We start from the raw sequence: 16,832 nt of genomic DNA on the forward strand, positions 1-16,832 counted from the left end.
GTCGTTGTCGTGGGATTGGAGCGGCGATTCTAGCCGCTCCGGAGGAAACTCTATAAAGGGATGCGGGCCTGGATCAGATGCCTTCGCAAGGCTTGCCATCGCGCACGAACGGATACTTCACCACGCGCACCGGCACCTCGCGGCCACGGATGTCCACCCGCACCTCGCCCGGCTCGCCGGCCGGAATGCGCGCGAACGCCACCGCCTTGTCGAGCGTGGGCGCAAAGCTGCCGGACAGGACCTCGCCCTCGCCGTTGGCAGTGAGCACCTTCTGGCCGTGGCGCAGCACGCCTTTTTCGTCGAGCACCAGGCCGACCATCACGCGCGGCACACCAGCATCTTTCTGCGCCTCGAGCGCCTTGCGGCCGATGAAGTCGCGCCCCTCATCCAGCACGATGGTCCAACCCAGGTTCGCCTCCCACGGCGACACCGTCTCGTCCATGTCCTGCCCGTAGAGGTTCATGCCTGCTTCCAGGCGCAACGTGTCGCGCGCGCCCAGGCCAGCCGGCTTGACACCGGCGTCGGCCAGCGCCTGCCACAGGGCGACCGCCTGCTCGCCGGGCACGATGATCTCGAAGCCGTCTTCGCCCGTGTAGCCGGTGCGCGCGATGAACAGCGGCATGCCGTGCGGGCCCTGCGCGGCGGCGGCGGCGAAGCGGCCGAGCTTCTCGATGCGCGGGCGATCGACCTCATGCAGCAGACCGATCACCCTGGCGCGGGCGTTGGGGCCCTGCACCGCGATCATCGCGAAGTCGGGGCGCTCCTTCACTTCCACGCCGAACGCCCTGGCCTGCTGTTCGATCCAGGCCAGGTCCTTGGCGCGCGTGGCGGCGTTCACCACCAGGCGGAAATGCGCCTCATCGAAGAAGTACACGATCAGGTCGTCGATCACCCCACCCTGCTCGTTGAGCATGCACGAGTACAGCGCCTTGCCCTGCACCTTGAGCTTGTCGACGCTGTTGGCCAGCAGATGGCGCAGGAACTCGCGCGTGCGTGGACCGTGCAGGTCGACCACGGTCATGTGCGAAACGTCGAACATGCCGGCGTCGCGGCGCACCGCGTGGTGCTCCTCGATCTGCGAGCCGTAGTTGATCGGCATGTCCCAACCGCCGAAGTCCACCATGCGGGCGCCCGACGCGCGGTGGGTGTCGTTGAGTACGGTCTTTTCGGTCATCGGACGGACGCCTTGGGGAAAGGTGGATTATCGCTGCGGGCCGGACGCAAGCCAAGCTGCGCGCAGCTCTCCGCCGAAGCGCATCCGTGCAACCGTCGCGACCCAAGGTTGCGTGGGCGCGCTCCTATGGGATCCGGCGAAAGGTCAGATTGATGCGTGGCGTAAGGACGCGCGCGGCGCGCGGCAGGGCGTGCTGATAGAGGCGCTGGGTCGCGCCGGCCATGCGCAGCAGGCTGCCGTGCGGCAGCTCCAGTTCCAACGCAGCCGAACTACGCGGCGATTTGCGTCGAAAGAGGAAGCGGCGCGATGCACCGAGGCTGAGCGAAGCGATCACTGGCGCCGGTCCCAGCTCCGGCTCGTCATCGCTGTGCCAGCCCATGGCGTCATGGCCGTCTCGATAGAGATTGGCCAGCACGCTGTTGAACGTGCCCCCGCAGGCCTGCTCCAGGCGCGGGCGCAGCGCCGCCAGGGCAGGCGGCCACTGACGTGGCTCGAAGCGCGTGCGCGAATAGACGTAGCTCGCGCCGGGGTCGCCAATCCAGCAACTCAACCGCGGCGAGGCGACCTCGCGACCGAACATGCGGATGACGTGAGTCTCCCAGGCAATCGTGTCGCGGAGCTCCTCAAGCAGCGCATCGGCCTCGGCCGGTGCCAACCAGTGCGTCCACAGCGCGAGGTCCGCGCCGGCGAGCGCGAGCGGCTGCCAGCCCACGCGCTCAGGCGATCGCCGGGTAGGTCGGCTCGGCGTCCAGCGTCGAGGAGCACACCGCGGCCAGCTCCAGCAGGCGCAGGTCCGAACCGCGCGCACCGACGAACTGCAGGCCGATCGGACGGCCATCAGGCAGCGCGCCCATCGGGATGCTCACCGCCGGGCAGCCGGCGAGGCTGGCGAAGCTGGTCAGGTCGGCCGCCGAGTCGGGCGCGGGGACATCCAGCGGAAACGCTCCCTGCGGCGTGGTCGGCAACACCAGCACGTCGATCTGCGCGAACAGGCGACGCATCTTGAGCGTGGCCGCGTCGAGCACGCGGTCGGCGATGGCGTAGTCTGCCGCGCTCTTGCGCGCGGCGTAACCGAGCATCTCGCGCAGCCGTGGCGAAACTGGGCGTGCCGTGTCGGCCAGATCCTCGGCGAAGGTGCCGAGCATCTCCGCTTCCATCAGCAGCAGGCCGGCACGGCGCGTGCGTGCGAAGTTCCAATCGGAGAAGTCCACCGTGCGCCGCTCGCCGAGCTCGCGCGGCAGGCGGGCCAGTGCAGCCTCGAACACCTCGATCACGTCCGGCTCGACGCCGATCGCCGCCAGGTCCGGCAGCAGGCCAGCGCGCAGGTTGCCCGGCTCCCAGTCCGGCGGCGAGAACGCCACGCGTCGGCGGCGCGAGCGAGCGTCGTCGGCGTCGTAGCCCGCGAGCACCTGCAGCAGCACGGTCAGGTCGTTGGCGCTGCGCGCGAGCAGGCCCACGGCGTCGAGCCGCCGCGCCGCCGGCAACATGCCGCGGGCGGAAATCTCGCCGTGCGTCGGCTTGAGGGCGTATACGCCGCAGTAGCTGGCGGGGATGCGGATGGAGCCCAGGCTGTCCGAACCGACCGCCGCCGCCGCGAGCCCGGCCGCCACCGCCGCGGCCGCGCCGCCGGAGGAGCCGCCGGCGCTGTAACCGGGCTTGTACGGATTCTGGGTCGGACCGTAATGCGGGTTATCGGTGGCCGCGCCCAGCGCCGCCTCGTCCATGTTGGTCTTGCCCACCAGCACCGCACCGGAAGCGCGCAGTCGTGCGACCACGTGGGCATCGTCCTGCACTGGCTGTTCGCGCCCGGGCAAGCCGGCGCGGGTGGGCCAGCCGGCCATGTCGAAATTGTCTTTCAGCGCGATCGGGATGCCGTCGAGCCGACCCAGCACACCGTCGCGGCGGCGGTGGGTCGCGGTGCGCGCCTGCTCCTGCAACAGGCCCGGGCGCAGGTCGACGTAGGCATTGAGTTCGGGATTGATCCGCTCGATGGCCGTCTGGTAGACGTCGGCCAGTGCCTGGGGCTGCACGCGCCCAACCGCCAGCCAGTGCAGTAGCTGGCACACGCTGGCTCGGCGCAGGTCGATGTCGGCGATCGGCGGGGTCGAATTCATGCCTCGTCCTTCAGGGTGGATTCCCGATTATCGCCATGGGCCGCAAAGCGATTGCAAGCGGCCTTTAGTGAAGAGTCCGGTTTGCCGCCGGGGCCGCGAAACCGGACAATGCCTCTCTTTCCTTATATGTACGCCGCACGGAGTCCGCCATGAGCGAACGCGAAACGATGGAATACGACGTGGTCGTGGTCGGCGCCGGCCCGGCCGGGCTGTCGTTCGCGATCCGCCTGAAGCAGCTGCAGCCGGACACCACCGTCTGCGTGATCGAGAAGGCGTCCACCATTGGCGCGCAGATCCTGTCCGGCGCGGTGATCGAGCCGGCCCCGCTGGACGCGCTGCTGCCCGGCTGGCGCGACAACCCGCCGCCGATCTGCGTGCCGGCCGGCGAAGACGAATTCTGGCTGCTGACCAAGACCGGCGGCCGCAAGCTGCCGGTGCCGCCGGGGATGAACAACCACGGCAACTTCATCGTGTCGCTGGGCGCCATGTGCGCCTGGCTGGCGCCACAGGCCGAGGCGCTGGGCGTGGACGTGTTCCCCGGCTTCGCCGCCGCCGACAACGTCTACAACGAGGACGGCTCGGTCGCGGGCGTGCGCATCGGCGACATGGGCGTGGCCAAGGACGGGACCCACAAGAGCGGCTACACCCAGGGCATCGACATCAGGGCCAAGGTCACCGTGCTGGCCGAAGGCGCGCGCGGCAGCCTGACCAAGCAACTGATCAAGCGCTTCGCGCTGGACAAGGACAGCGACCCGCAGGGTTATTCGATCGGCATCAAGGAACTCTGGCAGGTGCCCGCCGGCCGCGTCACGCCCGGCAAGATCGTGCACAGCTTCGGCTGGCCGGCCGACAACGACACCTACGGCGGCAGCTTCCTCTATCACCTGGACGGCGACCGCATCGCCCTGGGCTACGTCAGCGGACTGGATTACCGCGACCCCGAATACAAGCCGTGGGAAGCCTTCCAGCAGTGGAAGAACCACCCGCACGTCAAACCGTTGCTCGAGGGCGGCAACATCCTGTCGGCCGGCGCGCGCGCCATCGTCACCGGCGGCTACCAGTCGCTGCCGAAAGTCGAGATGCCGGGTGCGATCCTGATCGGCGACACTGCCGGCCTGCTCAACGTGCCCAAGATCAAGGGCACCCACCAGGCGATCCGCAGCGGCATGCTCGCCGCCGAACACCTGGCCGCCAACGGCCTGAACGCCGCCGGCTTCGACGCCGCCCTGCGGGCCTCACCGGCGATGGCGGAATTGAAGCAAGTGCGCAACATCAAGCCCGGCTTCAAGAAGGGCCTGTGGTTCGGCATGGCGAACGCCGCCTGGGAAACGGTCACCCGCGGCGCCTCGCCGTGGACGCTGAAGAACAAGCCAGACTGGAGCTCGCTGGAAAAGGTTGGCGAATACGAGGAACCCAAGCGCGACTACGTGACGCGCGACCTGGCCCCGCGCGATCGCCTGGCCGGCGTCTACTTCGCCGCCACCGAGCACGACGAAGACCAGCCGATCCACCTGCACGTGGCCGATACCAACATCTGCATCGAACGCTGCAGCGTCGAGTACGACAACCCCTGCACCCGCTTCTGCCCGGCGAACGTGTACGAGATCGTGGAAGACGCCCTGCCCGATGGCAGCCAGTCCAAGCGCCTGCAGATCAACGCCGCCAACTGCGTGCACTGCAAGACCTGCGACATCAAGGATCCGTACGAGATCATCACCTGGGTTACCCCCGAGGGCGGCTCGGGTCCCAACTACCAGAACATGTAAGGCCGCGAGGGCACGCTCCTGATCGGCAATCTGCAATGGCGCTTCCGGCGCCTGTGCTACCAGTGGCAACGCACACGCGGCAGCATCGCGCTGCGCGGCTGGCGGGGTACGCTGGCGCGCGTGCGCCAGGAATGGACCTCGCGCCCCGCGATCGCCGACGAGCTTGCGCTGCTGCCGCTGGACCTGCCATTCGAGCCGTTCGCCGTGCCGGGCTCAGACGCGCCGCGGGTGTCGATCGTGATTCCGGTCCACGGTAAGCTCCCCTACACGATCGCCTGCCTGCGTTCGCTGGCAAGGCATCGCGCGCGCGCTCCGTTCGAGATCATCGTGGTCGATGACGCCTCGCCGGACGAGACCGCCACAGTGCTCGACCAGGTCGATGGATTGCGGCTGCTGCGCAATCCCCGCAACGTGGGCTTCATCGACAGCTGCAACGCTGGCGCCGCGGCGGCCAGGGGCGAGTTCCTGCTATTCCTCAACAACGATACGCAGGTCACGCCCGGCTGGCTCGATGCACTACTCGCCTGCTTTGCCGAGCGTGCCGATTGCGGTATCGCCGGGGCCCGTCTGGTCTATCCGGACGGACGCCTGCAGGAAGCCGGTGGGCTGGTGTTCGCCGACGGCGGCTGCTGGAACACCGGACGGTTCGAGGATCGCGACGCACCCGCCTTCCAGTACCGCCGCCGCACCGATTACGTCACTGGGGCCGCCCTGCTCGTGCGGCGCGAGGTGTTCGACCGTGTCGGCGGATTCGACATCCGCTACCGACCGGCCTACTACGAAGACACCGATCTTGCCTTCGCCGTGCGTCAACTTGGACTAGCCGTGTATTACGAACCGGCCAGCACGGTGATCCACTGCGAGGGGATCACCTCGGGCACCGATACCGGCAGCGGGGCAAAGCATCATCAGGTGACCAACCAGGCCGTGTTTGTGGCCAAGTGGGCCGACCAGCTCGCCCTTCAGCCGCCGCCGGGCACGCCTCTGGAGCAGGCCGTCCGCTGGCATGCGCGTGGCCGGGTACTGGTGGTCGACGCCACCGTGCCCGATCCGACGCGTGACTCCGGTTCGCTGCGCTTGTGCGGCATCCTGCGTCTGCTCGAGCAACAGGGATGGAGCACCTGTTTTTTCCCGGACGACCGGCGCGCCACGCACCGCGACATGCTTGCGCTGGGCGAGCTCGGCTGCGAGATGCTCAGCGCGGAAGACCTCCCAACCTGGTTGCGCCGACATGGGCGCCAGCTCCATGCGGTGATCCTCTGCCGCCACACGGTGGCCGGCCAGTACGCCAGCCTCGTACGGCGCCACGCACCGCAGGCCAGGCTGGTTTTCGACACGGTGGACCTTCATTTCCTACGCGAAGGACGCGCCGCCGACCTCGCCGGCCATCCCGGGCTCGCCCGACAGGCCGCGGCTTCGCGGCGCAGCGAACTGCGTCTGATCGAGCGCTGCGACACGACGCTGGTGGTGAGCACGCACGAACAGGCGCTGCTGGCGGCGCTGCTGCCGCAGGCACGCGTGGAGCTGCTCTCGAACATCCACCATGTCCGTGGCTGTCGCCGATCGTCGGCCGAGCGCCGGGATCTGGTGTTCATCGGTGGCTGGGGCCACCCACCGAACGCCGACGCGATCCGCTGGATCGCGCAGGACATCCTGCCGCGCCTGCGCGAGGCCCTGCCGGACATCCGCGTTCACGTGCTGGGCGACCTGCCCGATGACGCGGTGGCGGGGCTCGCCCGCCCCGGGCTGGAGTTGCATGGCCGCGTGCCTGACCTGGAGCCATGGCTCTACCGGTGCCTGGCCTCGCTTGCGCCGCTGCGCTTCGGCGCCGGGGTGAAGGGCAAGATCAACATGGCGATGAGCTTCGGCCTGCCGGTCATCGCCACCACGATCGCCGTCGAAGGCATGCAGCTGAGCGACGGCGTGGACGTGCTGGTAGCTGACGATCCGTCGGCGTTCGCCAAGGCGACGGTGCGCCTCGCCAGCGACGCCTCACTCTGGCAGCGGCTGTCTGACCACGGATTGGAAAACGTCCGCCGGCACTTTTCCGTCGATGCCGCGGCTGCCACCCTCGAACGCGTCCTGGGTTGACCGCGATGACTTCTTTCCTCGCCAAGCGCTACCTGTTCCGGGCCATGCGGCTGGGCTTCCGGATCCTGCCGTTGCCTACCGCCACCCGCGACCGGCTGCGCCAGCGATTCCTGGAGCGCTACGTCAACCTCGTGCCAGCCGGCCCGCGCGGTCAGGTCACGGAAAACGCAAGGCGCCGTCCACACCTACATGCCGCGGCACGCGCGATCGGCTTCGTCGAACCACGCGCCGAGGCGCTGCCGGCGCCGCTGCCCGCGACGCTGATTGCGTTCTACCTGCCACAGTTTCACCCGATACCGCAGAACGACGCCTGGTGGGGCGAGGGCTTCACCGAATGGACCAACGTGGCGCGCGCGCTGCCCCAGTTCGAGGGCCACGCGCAGCCGCGCCTGCCGGGCACGCTGGGTTTCTACGACCTGCGGCTCCCGCAGGTGATGCGCCGGCAGATGGAGTTGGCCCGCCAGTACGGCATCGGCGCATTCTGCAGCTACTTCTATTGGTTCGGTGGCGAACGGTTGCTCGAACAGCCGCTGCTGCAATGGCTGGAAGATCCGTCGCTGAACCTGGCGCTGTGTCTTTGCTGGGCCAACGAAAACTGGTCGCGACGCTGGGACGGACGCGCGGAGGACATTTTGATCGGCCAGCGGCACAGCCCGGAGGACGACCTCGCCTTCATTGCACACGTCGCACGGTGGCTGCGTGATCCACGCTACCTGCGCGTGCAGGGCAAACCGCTGCTGCTGGTCTACCGCCCGGGCCTGCTGCCCGATCCGAAGGCGACCGCAGCGCGCTGGCGCGACTGGTGCCGCGAGGCGGGCATCGGCGAGATCCATCTCGCCTACGTGCAGAGCTTCGACCGGGTCGATCCACGCGACATCGGCTTCGATGCGGCGGTGGAGTTCCCTCCCAACAACGCGACGCCCGCGCCGATCACCGCACGCCAGCGGTTGCTTGATCCGGAATATCGGGGCGACGTGTACGACTGGCGCGAACTGGCCCGCCAGGCCATGGCACTACCCGATCCGCCTTACCCGCGTTACCCGGGGGTAAACCCAGGCTGGGACAACGAGCCTCGTCGCAGCGGCAAGGGCCGGGTATTTACGCATGCCTCGCCGCGCGGCTACCGCGACTGGTTGCGCCAGGCGATCGCCGTGGCGCGCCGGCGCCAGCCGGACCAGCCGCTGGTGTTCGTCAACGCCTGGAACGAGTGGGCCGAAGGCGCCGTGCTCGAACCCGACGCGAGGCTGGGCCACGCCTGGCTGCAGGCCACCCGGGACGCCCTGCGCGCGACGCCCGCCGCGGCAGCGGCCGCGCAGCCCTGCGCGGTGATCCACGTTTGGTACGTCGAGGTGCTGGACGAGATCCTAGCGACCCTGCAAGGTTCCGGCCTGGCATGGCGCATCATCGTCACTACCGCGCACGAGCGGGCCACGGCGGTACGCGAACGGCTCCAAGCGCTGGGTACGGCCGCGGAAGTGCACGTGTTCGAGAACCGCGGACGCGACATCCTGCCCTTCCTGCATGTGGCCAACCAGTTGCTCGATGAAGGCACTGAGGTGGTGTTGAAGCTGCATACCAAGCGCTCGGTACACCGCGAGGACGGCGAGCTTTGGCGGCGCGAACTGCTCGACGGACTGGCCTCACCTGCACGTGCCCGTGCGCTGGCGGCGGCGTTCGCGGCGGACCCGACGCTGGGCTTGGTGGCACCGGACGGGCACGTGCAGCCGCTCGGGTTCTACTGGGGCGCCAACCGTGACACGGTCGGTTATCTGGCCACCCGGCTCGGCCTGGCCGAACCGGACGTCGAGCACGACTGCTTCGTGGCCGGCAGCATGTTCTGGGCGCGGCTTGAGGCGCTGCGTCCGCTGCTGGATGCGCACCTGGGCGAATGGGAGTTCGAAGCCGAGGCCGGCCAGCTCGACGGCATGTTCGCACACGCAATCGAGCGGATCGTCATGCTGGTCGTGCGGCACGCCGGGTTCCGTGCGACCGAAGCCGCCGGTCTGCTGGGTCTGGCGTCCTCGCAGCGGCCCTTTCCCTATGCAGCCGCGGACGGTGCTGGCGCGCGTCAGTAGCGCGCGCGGCGCCAGCGCCCGCTGGTCTCGAGCATCACGTCGATAGTGGTGCAGGTTCTGCCGGCTTCGCCCTCGTGCGCCCCGCGCTGGGCGCCACTAGCGCCTCCGGTTCCGCTCGCGGCGCGGACCACACTCGAAGTGAGCGTCCACGCCCGCGACCCGGCGTGCCTCGATGACGTGCACCAGCGTGCCTATGCCCGCCGCTTAAGTTGAAGAGCACGCGCCGTTCGCGTCCGTGAAACCAGCGCCCGCAGGTGCACACGCACCACCGTCCCGCGCCCTGTTTCGGGGTCCAGTCGAGGCCGGGGGAATCTCCGTTGGGTGCAACTTGCGATTCCGCCGCACGGATCCGCCCCTTGGCGTTTAAGCAGCGCGGGACTGTCAACGCAGGCCATAGGCGCGGAGTACATCGCGGGCGAGCGCTCGAACCCCGGTTCGCTGGCGCCGCAGGGTTGGTCGACGGCGTGCACCTCGTCATTCAGCGGAACCCGGGGCTGCCCGAACGGGGCGGCGTGGAGGAAAAACATCAACCGCTCCACGTTCGCTTCACCCATGCCCCGGGCAGCTCCAAGCTGCCGCTGACGCTGTTCTTGTCGTAGGCACACGGCCCCACGACCAATTCGCCACCCGGAGAAAGAGCGCAGAACCGCATCATCGCGTCAAAGCGCGCATCGCCTGACACGCACGCTGCTTCATGGGCTGGCGCTCCATGCTTCCGACCAACCCGCATACGCCGGCACATGCCCGGTCGGGTTAGAATCGGCGATTCACGTCCCTTCCCATGCCGCCTGCGGAGCGGCACACCCAAGGAACCGAAATGAAGATTCTGGTCGGCTACAAGCGCGTCGTGGACTACAACGTCCGCATCCAGGTCAAGCCCGACGGCACCGGCGTGGTGACCGAGGGCGCCAAACTCTCCGCCAACCCGTTCGACGACATCGCCCTGGAAGAGGCCCTGCGCCTGCGGGAGAAGGGCGTGGCCGAACAAGTGGTGATCGTCGGCATCGGCCCGGCCGACCTCACTGCGCACCTGCGCAACGGCCTGGCGATGGGCGCGAACCGAGCCATCCACGTCACCACTGCCGAGGCAATCCAACCGCTCACCGCCGCGCGCGCCTTCCTCAAGCTGGTCGAAAAGGAGCAGCCGGGCCTGGTGATCCTGGGCAAGCAGGCGATCGACGACGACGCCAACCAGACCGGCCAGATGCTCGCCGCGCTGTGGGACCGTCCGCAGGCCACCTTCGCCAGCAAGGTGGAGATTGCCGATGGCAAGGCCACCGTGACCCGCGAGGTCGACGCCGGGCTGGAAACCATCGAGGCCGAGCTGCCGGCGGTGATCACCACCGACCTGCGCCTCAACGAACCGCGCTTCATCAAGCTGCCTGACATCATGAAGGCCAAGTCCAAGCCGGTCGACGTGATCGAGTTCGCCTCGCTCGGTGTCGAAGGCGGTGACCACCTCAAAACCACCCACTACGCCGCGCCCCCCAAGCGCACCAAGGGCGTGATGGTGAAGGACGCGGCCGAGCTGGTCGCCACCCTCAAGCAGAAGGGCCTGCTCTAAGCAGCCGCCGGGAACAGGAGAGAAGACATGAGCAAGATCCTCGTCATCGCCGAACACCTGGACGGCAAGCTGAACCCCTCGACCGCGCGCGCCGTGAGCGCCGCCGCCGCGGCCAAGCCCGAAGCCATCGACGTACTGGTGCTGTCCGACAACGCCGATGCCATCGCCGCCGAGGCCGCGAAGATCGAATGCGTAAGCCGCGTGCTCGCCGCCACCCGCGCCGAGAACGCGCACGCGCTCGCCGCCGTGCTGGCGCCGCAGGTGGCCAAGGCCGCCGCCGGCTACAGCCACGTGTTCGCACCCTCCACCACCTTCGGCAAGGACCTCGCCCCGCGCGTGGCCGCCCTGCTCGGCGTGGCGCAGGTCAGCGACGTGATGGCGATCGAGGGCGCGCACACCTTCAAGCGCCCGATCTATGCCGGCAACGCGATCGTCACGGTCGAGGCCGACCCGGCGCACACCGTGGTCGCCACCATCCGCACCGCCTCCTGGCCAGCGGCCACCACCGGCGCCAACAGCGCCCCGGTCGAGGCGTTGAACCTCGACGTCGCCCTGCCATCCCACACCCGTTTCGTCGAACTCAAGCAGGGCAAGAGCGACCGCCCGGACCTGCAGAGCGCGAGCAAGGTCGTCTCCGGCGGCCGCGGCGTGGGCTCGAAGGAAAACTTCGAGATCATCTACAAGTTCGCCGACAGGATCGGCGCGGCGGTGGGCGCCTCGCGCGCCGCGGTGGATGCGGGCTACGTGCCCAACGAAATGCAGGTCGGCCAGACCGGCAAGATCATCGCGCCCGAGCTGTACATGGCGATCGGCATCTCCGGCGCCATCCAGCACCTGACCGGCATCAAGGACGCCGGCACCATCGTGGCGATCAACAAGGATGGTGAGGCGCCGATCTTCGAGGTAGCCGATATCGGCCTGGTCGGTGACCTGTTCAAGATCATTCCGGAACTCGAACAAGCGCTGGGCTGAACATGTGGCGGGCAAATGCCCGCCACCAGGGGCGGCAACCACCGGGCAGCTCGGACTGACCGCCTGCGAATGTCTCAAGGGGACGGCTGCTGGTGATTGATCCCGGCGTATTGCGTGCCAATGGGTGGTTCACGGTCGGTGTGATCGTCATCGCGCTGATCTTGCTGGTGACCAAACGCCTCGCCCCCTTATGGATTCTCGGCGGAGCGGTCGCCCTCCTGGTCATCGGCGGCGTGCTCAGTCCGGCGACGGCAATCGCCGGTTTGGCAACAGGGCCGTACTGACCGTGGGCGGCCTTGTTCCTCATCACGGCGGCCTCCGGCATACGGGAGCCATTCGCTGGGTTGGCGCCTGGGTGCTCGGACGCCCCTAGCGGGCTGTTCGCGGCCCAGGCCAGGCTGGTTGGTATCGCCGCGAGCATGAGCTCGTTGGTCAACAACACGCCCATTGTCGCGATGCTTACCTCGGCTGTCGAAAGTTGGTGCCGCCGCGCGGGATTCCCGCCCTCCAAGGTGCTGCTGCCGCTCAGCTACGCGACGATGCTCGGCGGCATGTGCACCTTGGTCGGCACCAGCACCAATTTGTGTCGCCGGATTGGCACACGGCCATCCGGAGCTGCCGCCGCTGGACCTGCTCACCCCCGCTTGGGTAGGCATCCCTGTCGCCGTCTCGGGCCTGCTCTACCTAGTCACGCTTGGCCGGTGACTGCTGCCCTCCCGGGCGGGCGCGATCGAGCAGGCAGCCGATACCCGTGAGTGCGTGCTGGAGCTGCAGGCGGATGCCGGCGGGGCCATGCAGGGGCGCACGATCGCCGAGGCCAGGCTGCGGCGCCTGCGCAACCTTTGCCTGGCCGAGATCGACCGCCATGGCGCCATTATTCCCGCGCCGGGCCTCCACACCACCCTGCAAGCGGGCGATCGGCTGATATTCGTCGGCTTGCCGAACGGTGCGTGTGAGCTGCGCGGACTGCAGGGCCTCTCATATGCCCAGACGCCACTGTTACCCGTCGACCCGGACTCCGGCCGCCATTTCGTGGAGGTGGTGCTGTCGCGCCTGGCCCCGGTGATCGGGCGCTCCGTGCGCGATTCGCAGTTCCGCGAGCGGTACGGTGCCGTGGTGCTGGCCATCAACCGGCATGGGCGGGAGCTGCGCGAGAAGCTCGGCGAGGTGGTACTGCAGAGCGGTGACACGCTGCTGCTGGAGACCAAGCCCGACTTTGTGCTACGGCACGACCAGTCGCACGATTTCGCCATGCTCAACCGTGTCGGCGAGGACAACGGGATCGACCCGCGCCGCGCTTTCATGGCGCTGGCTTTCGTGGTGGCGACGATCGCCGCCAATGTGCTCCTCCGGGCGGACGTGCTCACGTCCGCGCTGGCCGCGACGCTCGGCATGCTGGCGACGGGCTGCCCTTCCTTTCCGCTCCGTCTGGCGCGCCCTGGAGGTGCCGCTGATTGCCACGATCGCGTTCGCCTTCGCGATCGGTCAGGCATTCAACGACACCGGGGTGGCTGCTGCCATGGCGCGCCTGTTGTTGGCCGTCGCCCCATCGAACCCCTGGACTGCCTGGTCGCCGTCAACGGCGCCACAGTCGTGTTCACCGAGCTGGTCACTAACAGCGCCTCGGCGGTGCTGATGTTCCCTGTGGGCCTCGCGACCGCCGCGCAGCTGGGCGTCCACCCGATGCCGTTCGTGAAGACTGTGATGTTCGCCGCTTCCGCGTCGTTCATAACGCCCATCGGTTATCAGACGAACTTGATGGTTTACGGCCGGGTGGGTACCGCTTCATCGACTACGTGCGCGTGGGCACGCCACTGGCCGTCGTCGTCGGGCGTTGGTGACCACGCTGGCGCCGCACATCTGGCCATTCTGATGGGACAAAAACGGCAAAATGTTGCGCAAGAAGTTTCCACATCCCACTACAATCACGTGATTTGCTGAGGAACCGGCCATGAAGGCGACCCATGCTCATCATGCGAGCTCCCACCTGGATCGCCTTGAAGGCGAGAGCATCCAGATACTGCGCGAGGTCGCTGCCGAGTTTTCGAATCCGGTGATGCTGTATTCGATCGGCAAGGATTCCTCCGTGCTGCTGCACCTGTTGCAGAAGGCGTTCCGTCCGGCGCCCCCGCCGATTCCGCTGTTGCATGTAGACACGACCTGGAAGTTCCGCGAAATGATCGCCTTCCGAGATCGGCGGGCGAAGGAAACCGGTTGCCGGCTGATCGTGCACACCAACCCGGATGGCCTGCGCGACGGCGTCGGGCCCTTCAGCCATGGTTCGGCGGTGCACACCGACATCATGAAGACCCAGGCGCTGAAGCAGGCGCTCAATGCCCATGCTTTCGACGCCGCCATCGGCGGCGCCCGGCGCGACGAGGAAAAGTCGCGCGCCAAGGAACGCGTCTTTTCGTTCCGCAACGAGCAACATCGCTGGGATCCGAAGAACCAGCGGCCGGAATTGTGGAACCTCTACAACGCCCGCATCCGCAAGGGCGAAAGCGTGCGTGTGTTTCCCCTGTCCAACTGGACCGAGCTGGACATCTGGCTCTATATCTACAGGGAAAACATCCCGGTGCCGTCGTTGTACCTGGCGGCCGACCGGCCGGTCGTGGAACGTGACGGCATGCTGATCATGGTCGACGACGACCGCATGCCGCTCGCGCCCGACGAGCGTCCCGCCATTCGCAAGGTGCGCTTCCGCACCCTCGGTTGCTACCCTCTCACCGGTGCGATCGAGTCCGAGGCCGACACCTTGCCCAAGGTGATCCAGGAGATGCTTGTCGCCAGAACCTCCGAACGACAGGGGCGCCTGATCGACCAGGATGCCGGTGCCTCCATGGAGAAGAAGAAGCAGGAGGGCTATTTCTGATGCGCCGCGACGAACACCCCCCAATCGACGCCCTGGCCGCTTCGGCCGTGGATGCCTACCTGCAGCAGCATGAGACCAAGGGCCTGCTGCGCTTCATTACCTGCGGCAGCGTGGACGACGGCAAGAGCACCTTGCTCGGGCGCCTGTTGTACGACACCAAGCTGCTGTTCGACGACCAGTTGGCCGCGCTCGAAGGTGACAGCCGCCGCCACGGCACGCAGAACGGCGAGCTCGACTTTGCCCTGCTGGTCGACGGCCTGGCGGCCGAGCGCGAGCAGGGCATTACCATCGACGTAGCCTACCGCTTCTTCGGCACCGATCGGCGCAAGTTCATCGTTGCCGACTGCCCCGGGCACGAGCAGTACACGCGCAACATGGCAACCGGTGCCTCCACTGCAGACCTCGCCGTGGTGCTGGTGGACGCGCGCAAGGGCCTGCTCACCCAGACGCGCCGGCACAGCTACATCTGCAGCCTGCTCGGCATCCGTCACGTGCTATTGGCGGTCAACAAGATGGATCTGGTGGACCATGCCCAGGCCACCTTCCGGGGCGTCGAGGCAGCCTACCGAGAACTGGCCACCCAGCTGGGCATTCCCGAGGTCACCGCGATCCCGGTATCGGCCTTGCGCGGGGACAACGTGTCGGCCCGCAGCACCGTGATGCCCTGGTACACCGGCCCAAGCCTGCTCGAACACCTCGAAACGGTGGCCATCGAGCCGCCGGTCGCCACCACCGGCTTCCGCATGCCGGTGCAGTGGGTGTGCCGCCCGGACCAGCATTTCCGCGGCTATGCCGGCACCCTCGTAGCCGGCGAGATCAAGCCCGGTGACGAAGTGGTGGTCCTGCCCGGCGGCGCGCGTTCCCGGGTCGAGCGCGTGCTTGGGCCGGACGGCGACATCGAGCTGGCCCGTGCCGGCCAGGCCGTCACGCTGACCCTCGCCGACGAACGCGACGTCAGCCGCGGCGACGTGCTCGCCAGCGCGAACCAGCCGCCGCAGGTGGCCGACCAGTTCGCCGCGCACATCCTCTGGATGGACAACCAGGCCCTGCTGCCCGGGCGCCCTTACTGGCTGAAGATCGGGGCCCGCACGGTCAGTGCCCAGATCACCGAGATCAAGCACCGGATCGACGTGAACACCCAGGAGCACCTGGCCGCCAAACGGCTGGAGCTCAACGAGGTTGGCGTGTGTAACCTCAGCCTTGACCACGCCATTCCCTTCGAGGCTTATGAGCACTGCCGCGAGCTCGGTGCGTTCATCCTGATCGATCGCCAGACCAATGCCACGGTGGCCGCCGGCGCGCTCGACTTCGCGCTGCGGCGCGCCGAGAACATCCACTGGCAACACCTGACCATCGACCACCAGGCCCGCTCCCGCATCAAGGGCCAGCGCCCGCGTTGCGTGTGGTTCACCGGCCTGTCCGGCTCGGGCAAATCGACCGTCGCCAATCTGCTGGACAAGCGCCTGCATGCGATGGGCTACCACACCTACGTGCTGGACGGAGACAACGTCCGCCACGGCCTAAACCGCGACCTGGGCTTTACCGACGAGGACCGCGTGGAGAACATCCGGCGTGTGGCCGAAGTCGCCAAACTCATGGTCGATGCGGGCCTGATCGTGCTGGTTTCCTTCATCAGCCCGTTCCGCAGCGAACGCGCGATGGCGCGCGAGCTGTTCGGCGAAGGAGAGTTTGTCGAGGTATTCGTCGACACTCCGCTGGAGCTCTGTGAGCAGCGCGATCCCAAGGGCTTGTACGCAAAGGCGCGCGCCGGCGGCATTCGCAATTTCACCGGCATTGATTCGCCGTACGAGAAGCCGCAGGGTGCCGAACTGATTCTGACCACGGCGGACCACGCCCCAGAGGAGCTAGCTGCGCGCGTGGCGGAGGTACTGGTTCGTGAGCAGCAATGAGAGGAGTCCCCGCCTCAAGAGATCTCGGAGCATGTGAAGAGGTCCAGCGATGGCTCCGCTGAGCATCGCCATCGGCAGCGCCTAAACCATCGGCCTGACGGTTGCGGGGACATGGGCCGGGCGGCCGGCGCTCTAGCTGGCCATGAGATCACTCGCTCATTGCCGTACGCCCAGGGAAAACTCGCCTTCTCCCCAACCCGTGCGCCGCAAGCACCAACACTGCAGCGAAAGCCGGATGCCCAGCTCGATGAATCTCGACAATCCGGTCCAAGCCGGCTGTTGCCCGCGTGGCGC

Annotated in this window: 13 protein-coding genes; 10 read left to right on the forward strand and 3 right to left on the reverse strand. The window is 67.7% G+C overall.

Annotated elements, in window-relative coordinates; all coding sequences use genetic code 11:
* Positions 1-73: 73 nt before the first annotated feature.
* The 3 genes from gcvT to LQ772_RS13425 form a co-directional block, all read right to left on the reverse strand.
* A complete protein-coding gene (gene gcvT, locus LQ772_RS13415; RefSeq protein ID WP_231321439.1) occupies positions 74-1,174 on the reverse strand; it encodes a glycine cleavage system aminomethyltransferase GcvT in 1,101 nt (366 codons plus the stop codon).
* Positions 1,175-1,298: 124 nt separating this feature from the next.
* Complete coding sequence (locus LQ772_RS13420; RefSeq protein ID WP_231321440.1) at positions 1,299-1,886, reverse strand: alpha-ketoglutarate-dependent dioxygenase AlkB family protein; 588 nt, start codon at positions 1,884-1,886, stop codon at positions 1,299-1,301.
* A 4-nt stretch (positions 1,887-1,890) separates the two neighbouring features.
* The gene (locus LQ772_RS13425) at positions 1,891-3,288 is read right to left on the reverse strand and encodes an amidase (RefSeq protein ID WP_231321441.1); all 1,398 of its coding nucleotides are present in this window, start codon (positions 3,286-3,288) and stop codon (positions 1,891-1,893) included.
* Positions 3,289-3,437: 149 nt separating this feature from the next.
* Between LQ772_RS13425 and LQ772_RS13430 the strand changes: the two genes are divergently transcribed.
* The 10 genes from LQ772_RS13430 to cysN all read left to right on the forward strand — a co-directional run bounded on the left by LQ772_RS13430 (position 3,438) and on the right by cysN (position 16,538).
* The gene (locus LQ772_RS13430) at positions 3,438-5,054 is read left to right on the forward strand and encodes an electron transfer flavoprotein-ubiquinone oxidoreductase (protein WP_231321442.1); all 1,617 of its coding nucleotides are present in this window, start codon (positions 3,438-3,440) and stop codon (positions 5,052-5,054) included.
* A gap of 120 nt (positions 5,055-5,174) precedes the next feature.
* On the forward strand, positions 5,175-7,145 hold the full coding sequence (locus tag LQ772_RS13435) for a glycosyltransferase (RefSeq protein WP_231321443.1): 1,971 nt from the start codon (positions 5,175-5,177) through the stop codon (positions 7,143-7,145).
* 5 nt (positions 7,146-7,150) lie between these two features.
* Positions 7,151-9,220 carry a glycoside hydrolase family 99-like domain-containing protein gene (locus tag LQ772_RS13440; protein WP_231321444.1) on the forward strand — a complete coding sequence of 690 codons (2,070 nt, stop codon included), beginning with the start codon at positions 7,151-7,153 and terminating at the stop codon, positions 9,218-9,220.
* Between the two features lie 817 nt (positions 9,221-10,037).
* Positions 10,038-10,784 (forward strand): electron transfer flavoprotein subunit beta/FixA family protein, encoded by a 747-nt coding sequence (locus tag LQ772_RS13445; RefSeq protein ID WP_231321445.1) that lies wholly within the window; start codon positions 10,038-10,040, stop codon positions 10,782-10,784.
* A 27-nt stretch (positions 10,785-10,811) separates the two neighbouring features.
* Positions 10,812-11,756, forward strand: coding sequence for an electron transfer flavoprotein subunit alpha/FixB family protein (locus tag LQ772_RS13450; protein ID WP_231321447.1), 945 nt, complete (start codon positions 10,812-10,814; stop codon positions 11,754-11,756).
* A 92-nt stretch (positions 11,757-11,848) separates the two neighbouring features.
* Positions 11,849-12,040 (forward strand): hypothetical protein, encoded by a 192-nt coding sequence (locus LQ772_RS13455; RefSeq protein ID WP_231321449.1) that lies wholly within the window; start codon positions 11,849-11,851, stop codon positions 12,038-12,040.
* 171 nt (positions 12,041-12,211) lie between these two features.
* Positions 12,212-12,511 carry an SLC13 family permease gene (locus LQ772_RS17430; RefSeq protein WP_425600850.1) on the forward strand — a complete coding sequence of 100 codons (300 nt, stop codon included), beginning with the start codon at positions 12,212-12,214 and terminating at the stop codon, positions 12,509-12,511.
* Between the two features lie 4 nt (positions 12,512-12,515).
* Positions 12,516-13,697, forward strand: coding sequence for a TrkA C-terminal domain-containing protein (locus LQ772_RS13460; RefSeq protein WP_231321451.1), 1,182 nt, complete (start codon positions 12,516-12,518; stop codon positions 13,695-13,697).
* 10 nt (positions 13,698-13,707) lie between these two features.
* On the forward strand, positions 13,708-14,628 hold the full coding sequence (cysD, locus tag LQ772_RS13465; protein ID WP_231321453.1) for a sulfate adenylyltransferase subunit CysD: 921 nt from the start codon (positions 13,708-13,710) through the stop codon (positions 14,626-14,628).
* The gene (gene cysN, locus LQ772_RS13470) at positions 14,628-16,538 is read left to right on the forward strand and encodes a sulfate adenylyltransferase subunit CysN (protein ID WP_231321454.1); all 1,911 of its coding nucleotides are present in this window, start codon (positions 14,628-14,630) and stop codon (positions 16,536-16,538) included. Before cysD ends, cysN begins: the two co-directional genes overlap by 1 nt.
* Positions 16,539-16,832 lie beyond the last annotated feature (294 nt).

It is taken from the genome of Frateuria edaphi (assembly GCF_021117405.1).
GTDB lineage: Bacteria > Pseudomonadota > Gammaproteobacteria > Xanthomonadales > Rhodanobacteraceae > Frateuria_A > Frateuria_A edaphi.

Bases quoted from the DNA above. Each gene is read 5' to 3' on its own strand.
- gcvT (WP_231321439.1), bottom strand. From the start codon at position 1,174: ATGACCGAAAAGACCGTACTCAACGACACCCACCGCGCGTCGGGCGCC.
- LQ772_RS13425 (WP_231321441.1), bottom strand. From the start codon at position 3,288: ATGAATTCGACCCCGCCGATCGCCGACATCGACCTGCGCCGAGCCAGC.
- LQ772_RS13430 (WP_231321442.1), top strand. From the start codon at position 3,438: ATGAGCGAACGCGAAACGATGGAATACGACGTGGTCGTGGTCGGCGCC.
- LQ772_RS13440 (WP_231321444.1), top strand. From the start codon at position 7,151: ATGACTTCTTTCCTCGCCAAGCGCTACCTGTTCCGGGCCATGCGGCTG.
- LQ772_RS13445 (WP_231321445.1), top strand. From the start codon at position 10,038: ATGAAGATTCTGGTCGGCTACAAGCGCGTCGTGGACTACAACGTCCGC.
- LQ772_RS13450 (WP_231321447.1), top strand. From the start codon at position 10,812: ATGAGCAAGATCCTCGTCATCGCCGAACACCTGGACGGCAAGCTGAAC.
- LQ772_RS17430 (WP_425600850.1), top strand. From the start codon at position 12,212: ATGCTTACCTCGGCTGTCGAAAGTTGGTGCCGCCGCGCGGGATTCCCG.
- cysD (WP_231321453.1), top strand. From the start codon at position 13,708: ATGAAGGCGACCCATGCTCATCATGCGAGCTCCCACCTGGATCGCCTT.
- cysN (WP_231321454.1), top strand. From the start codon at position 14,628: ATGCGCCGCGACGAACACCCCCCAATCGACGCCCTGGCCGCTTCGGCC.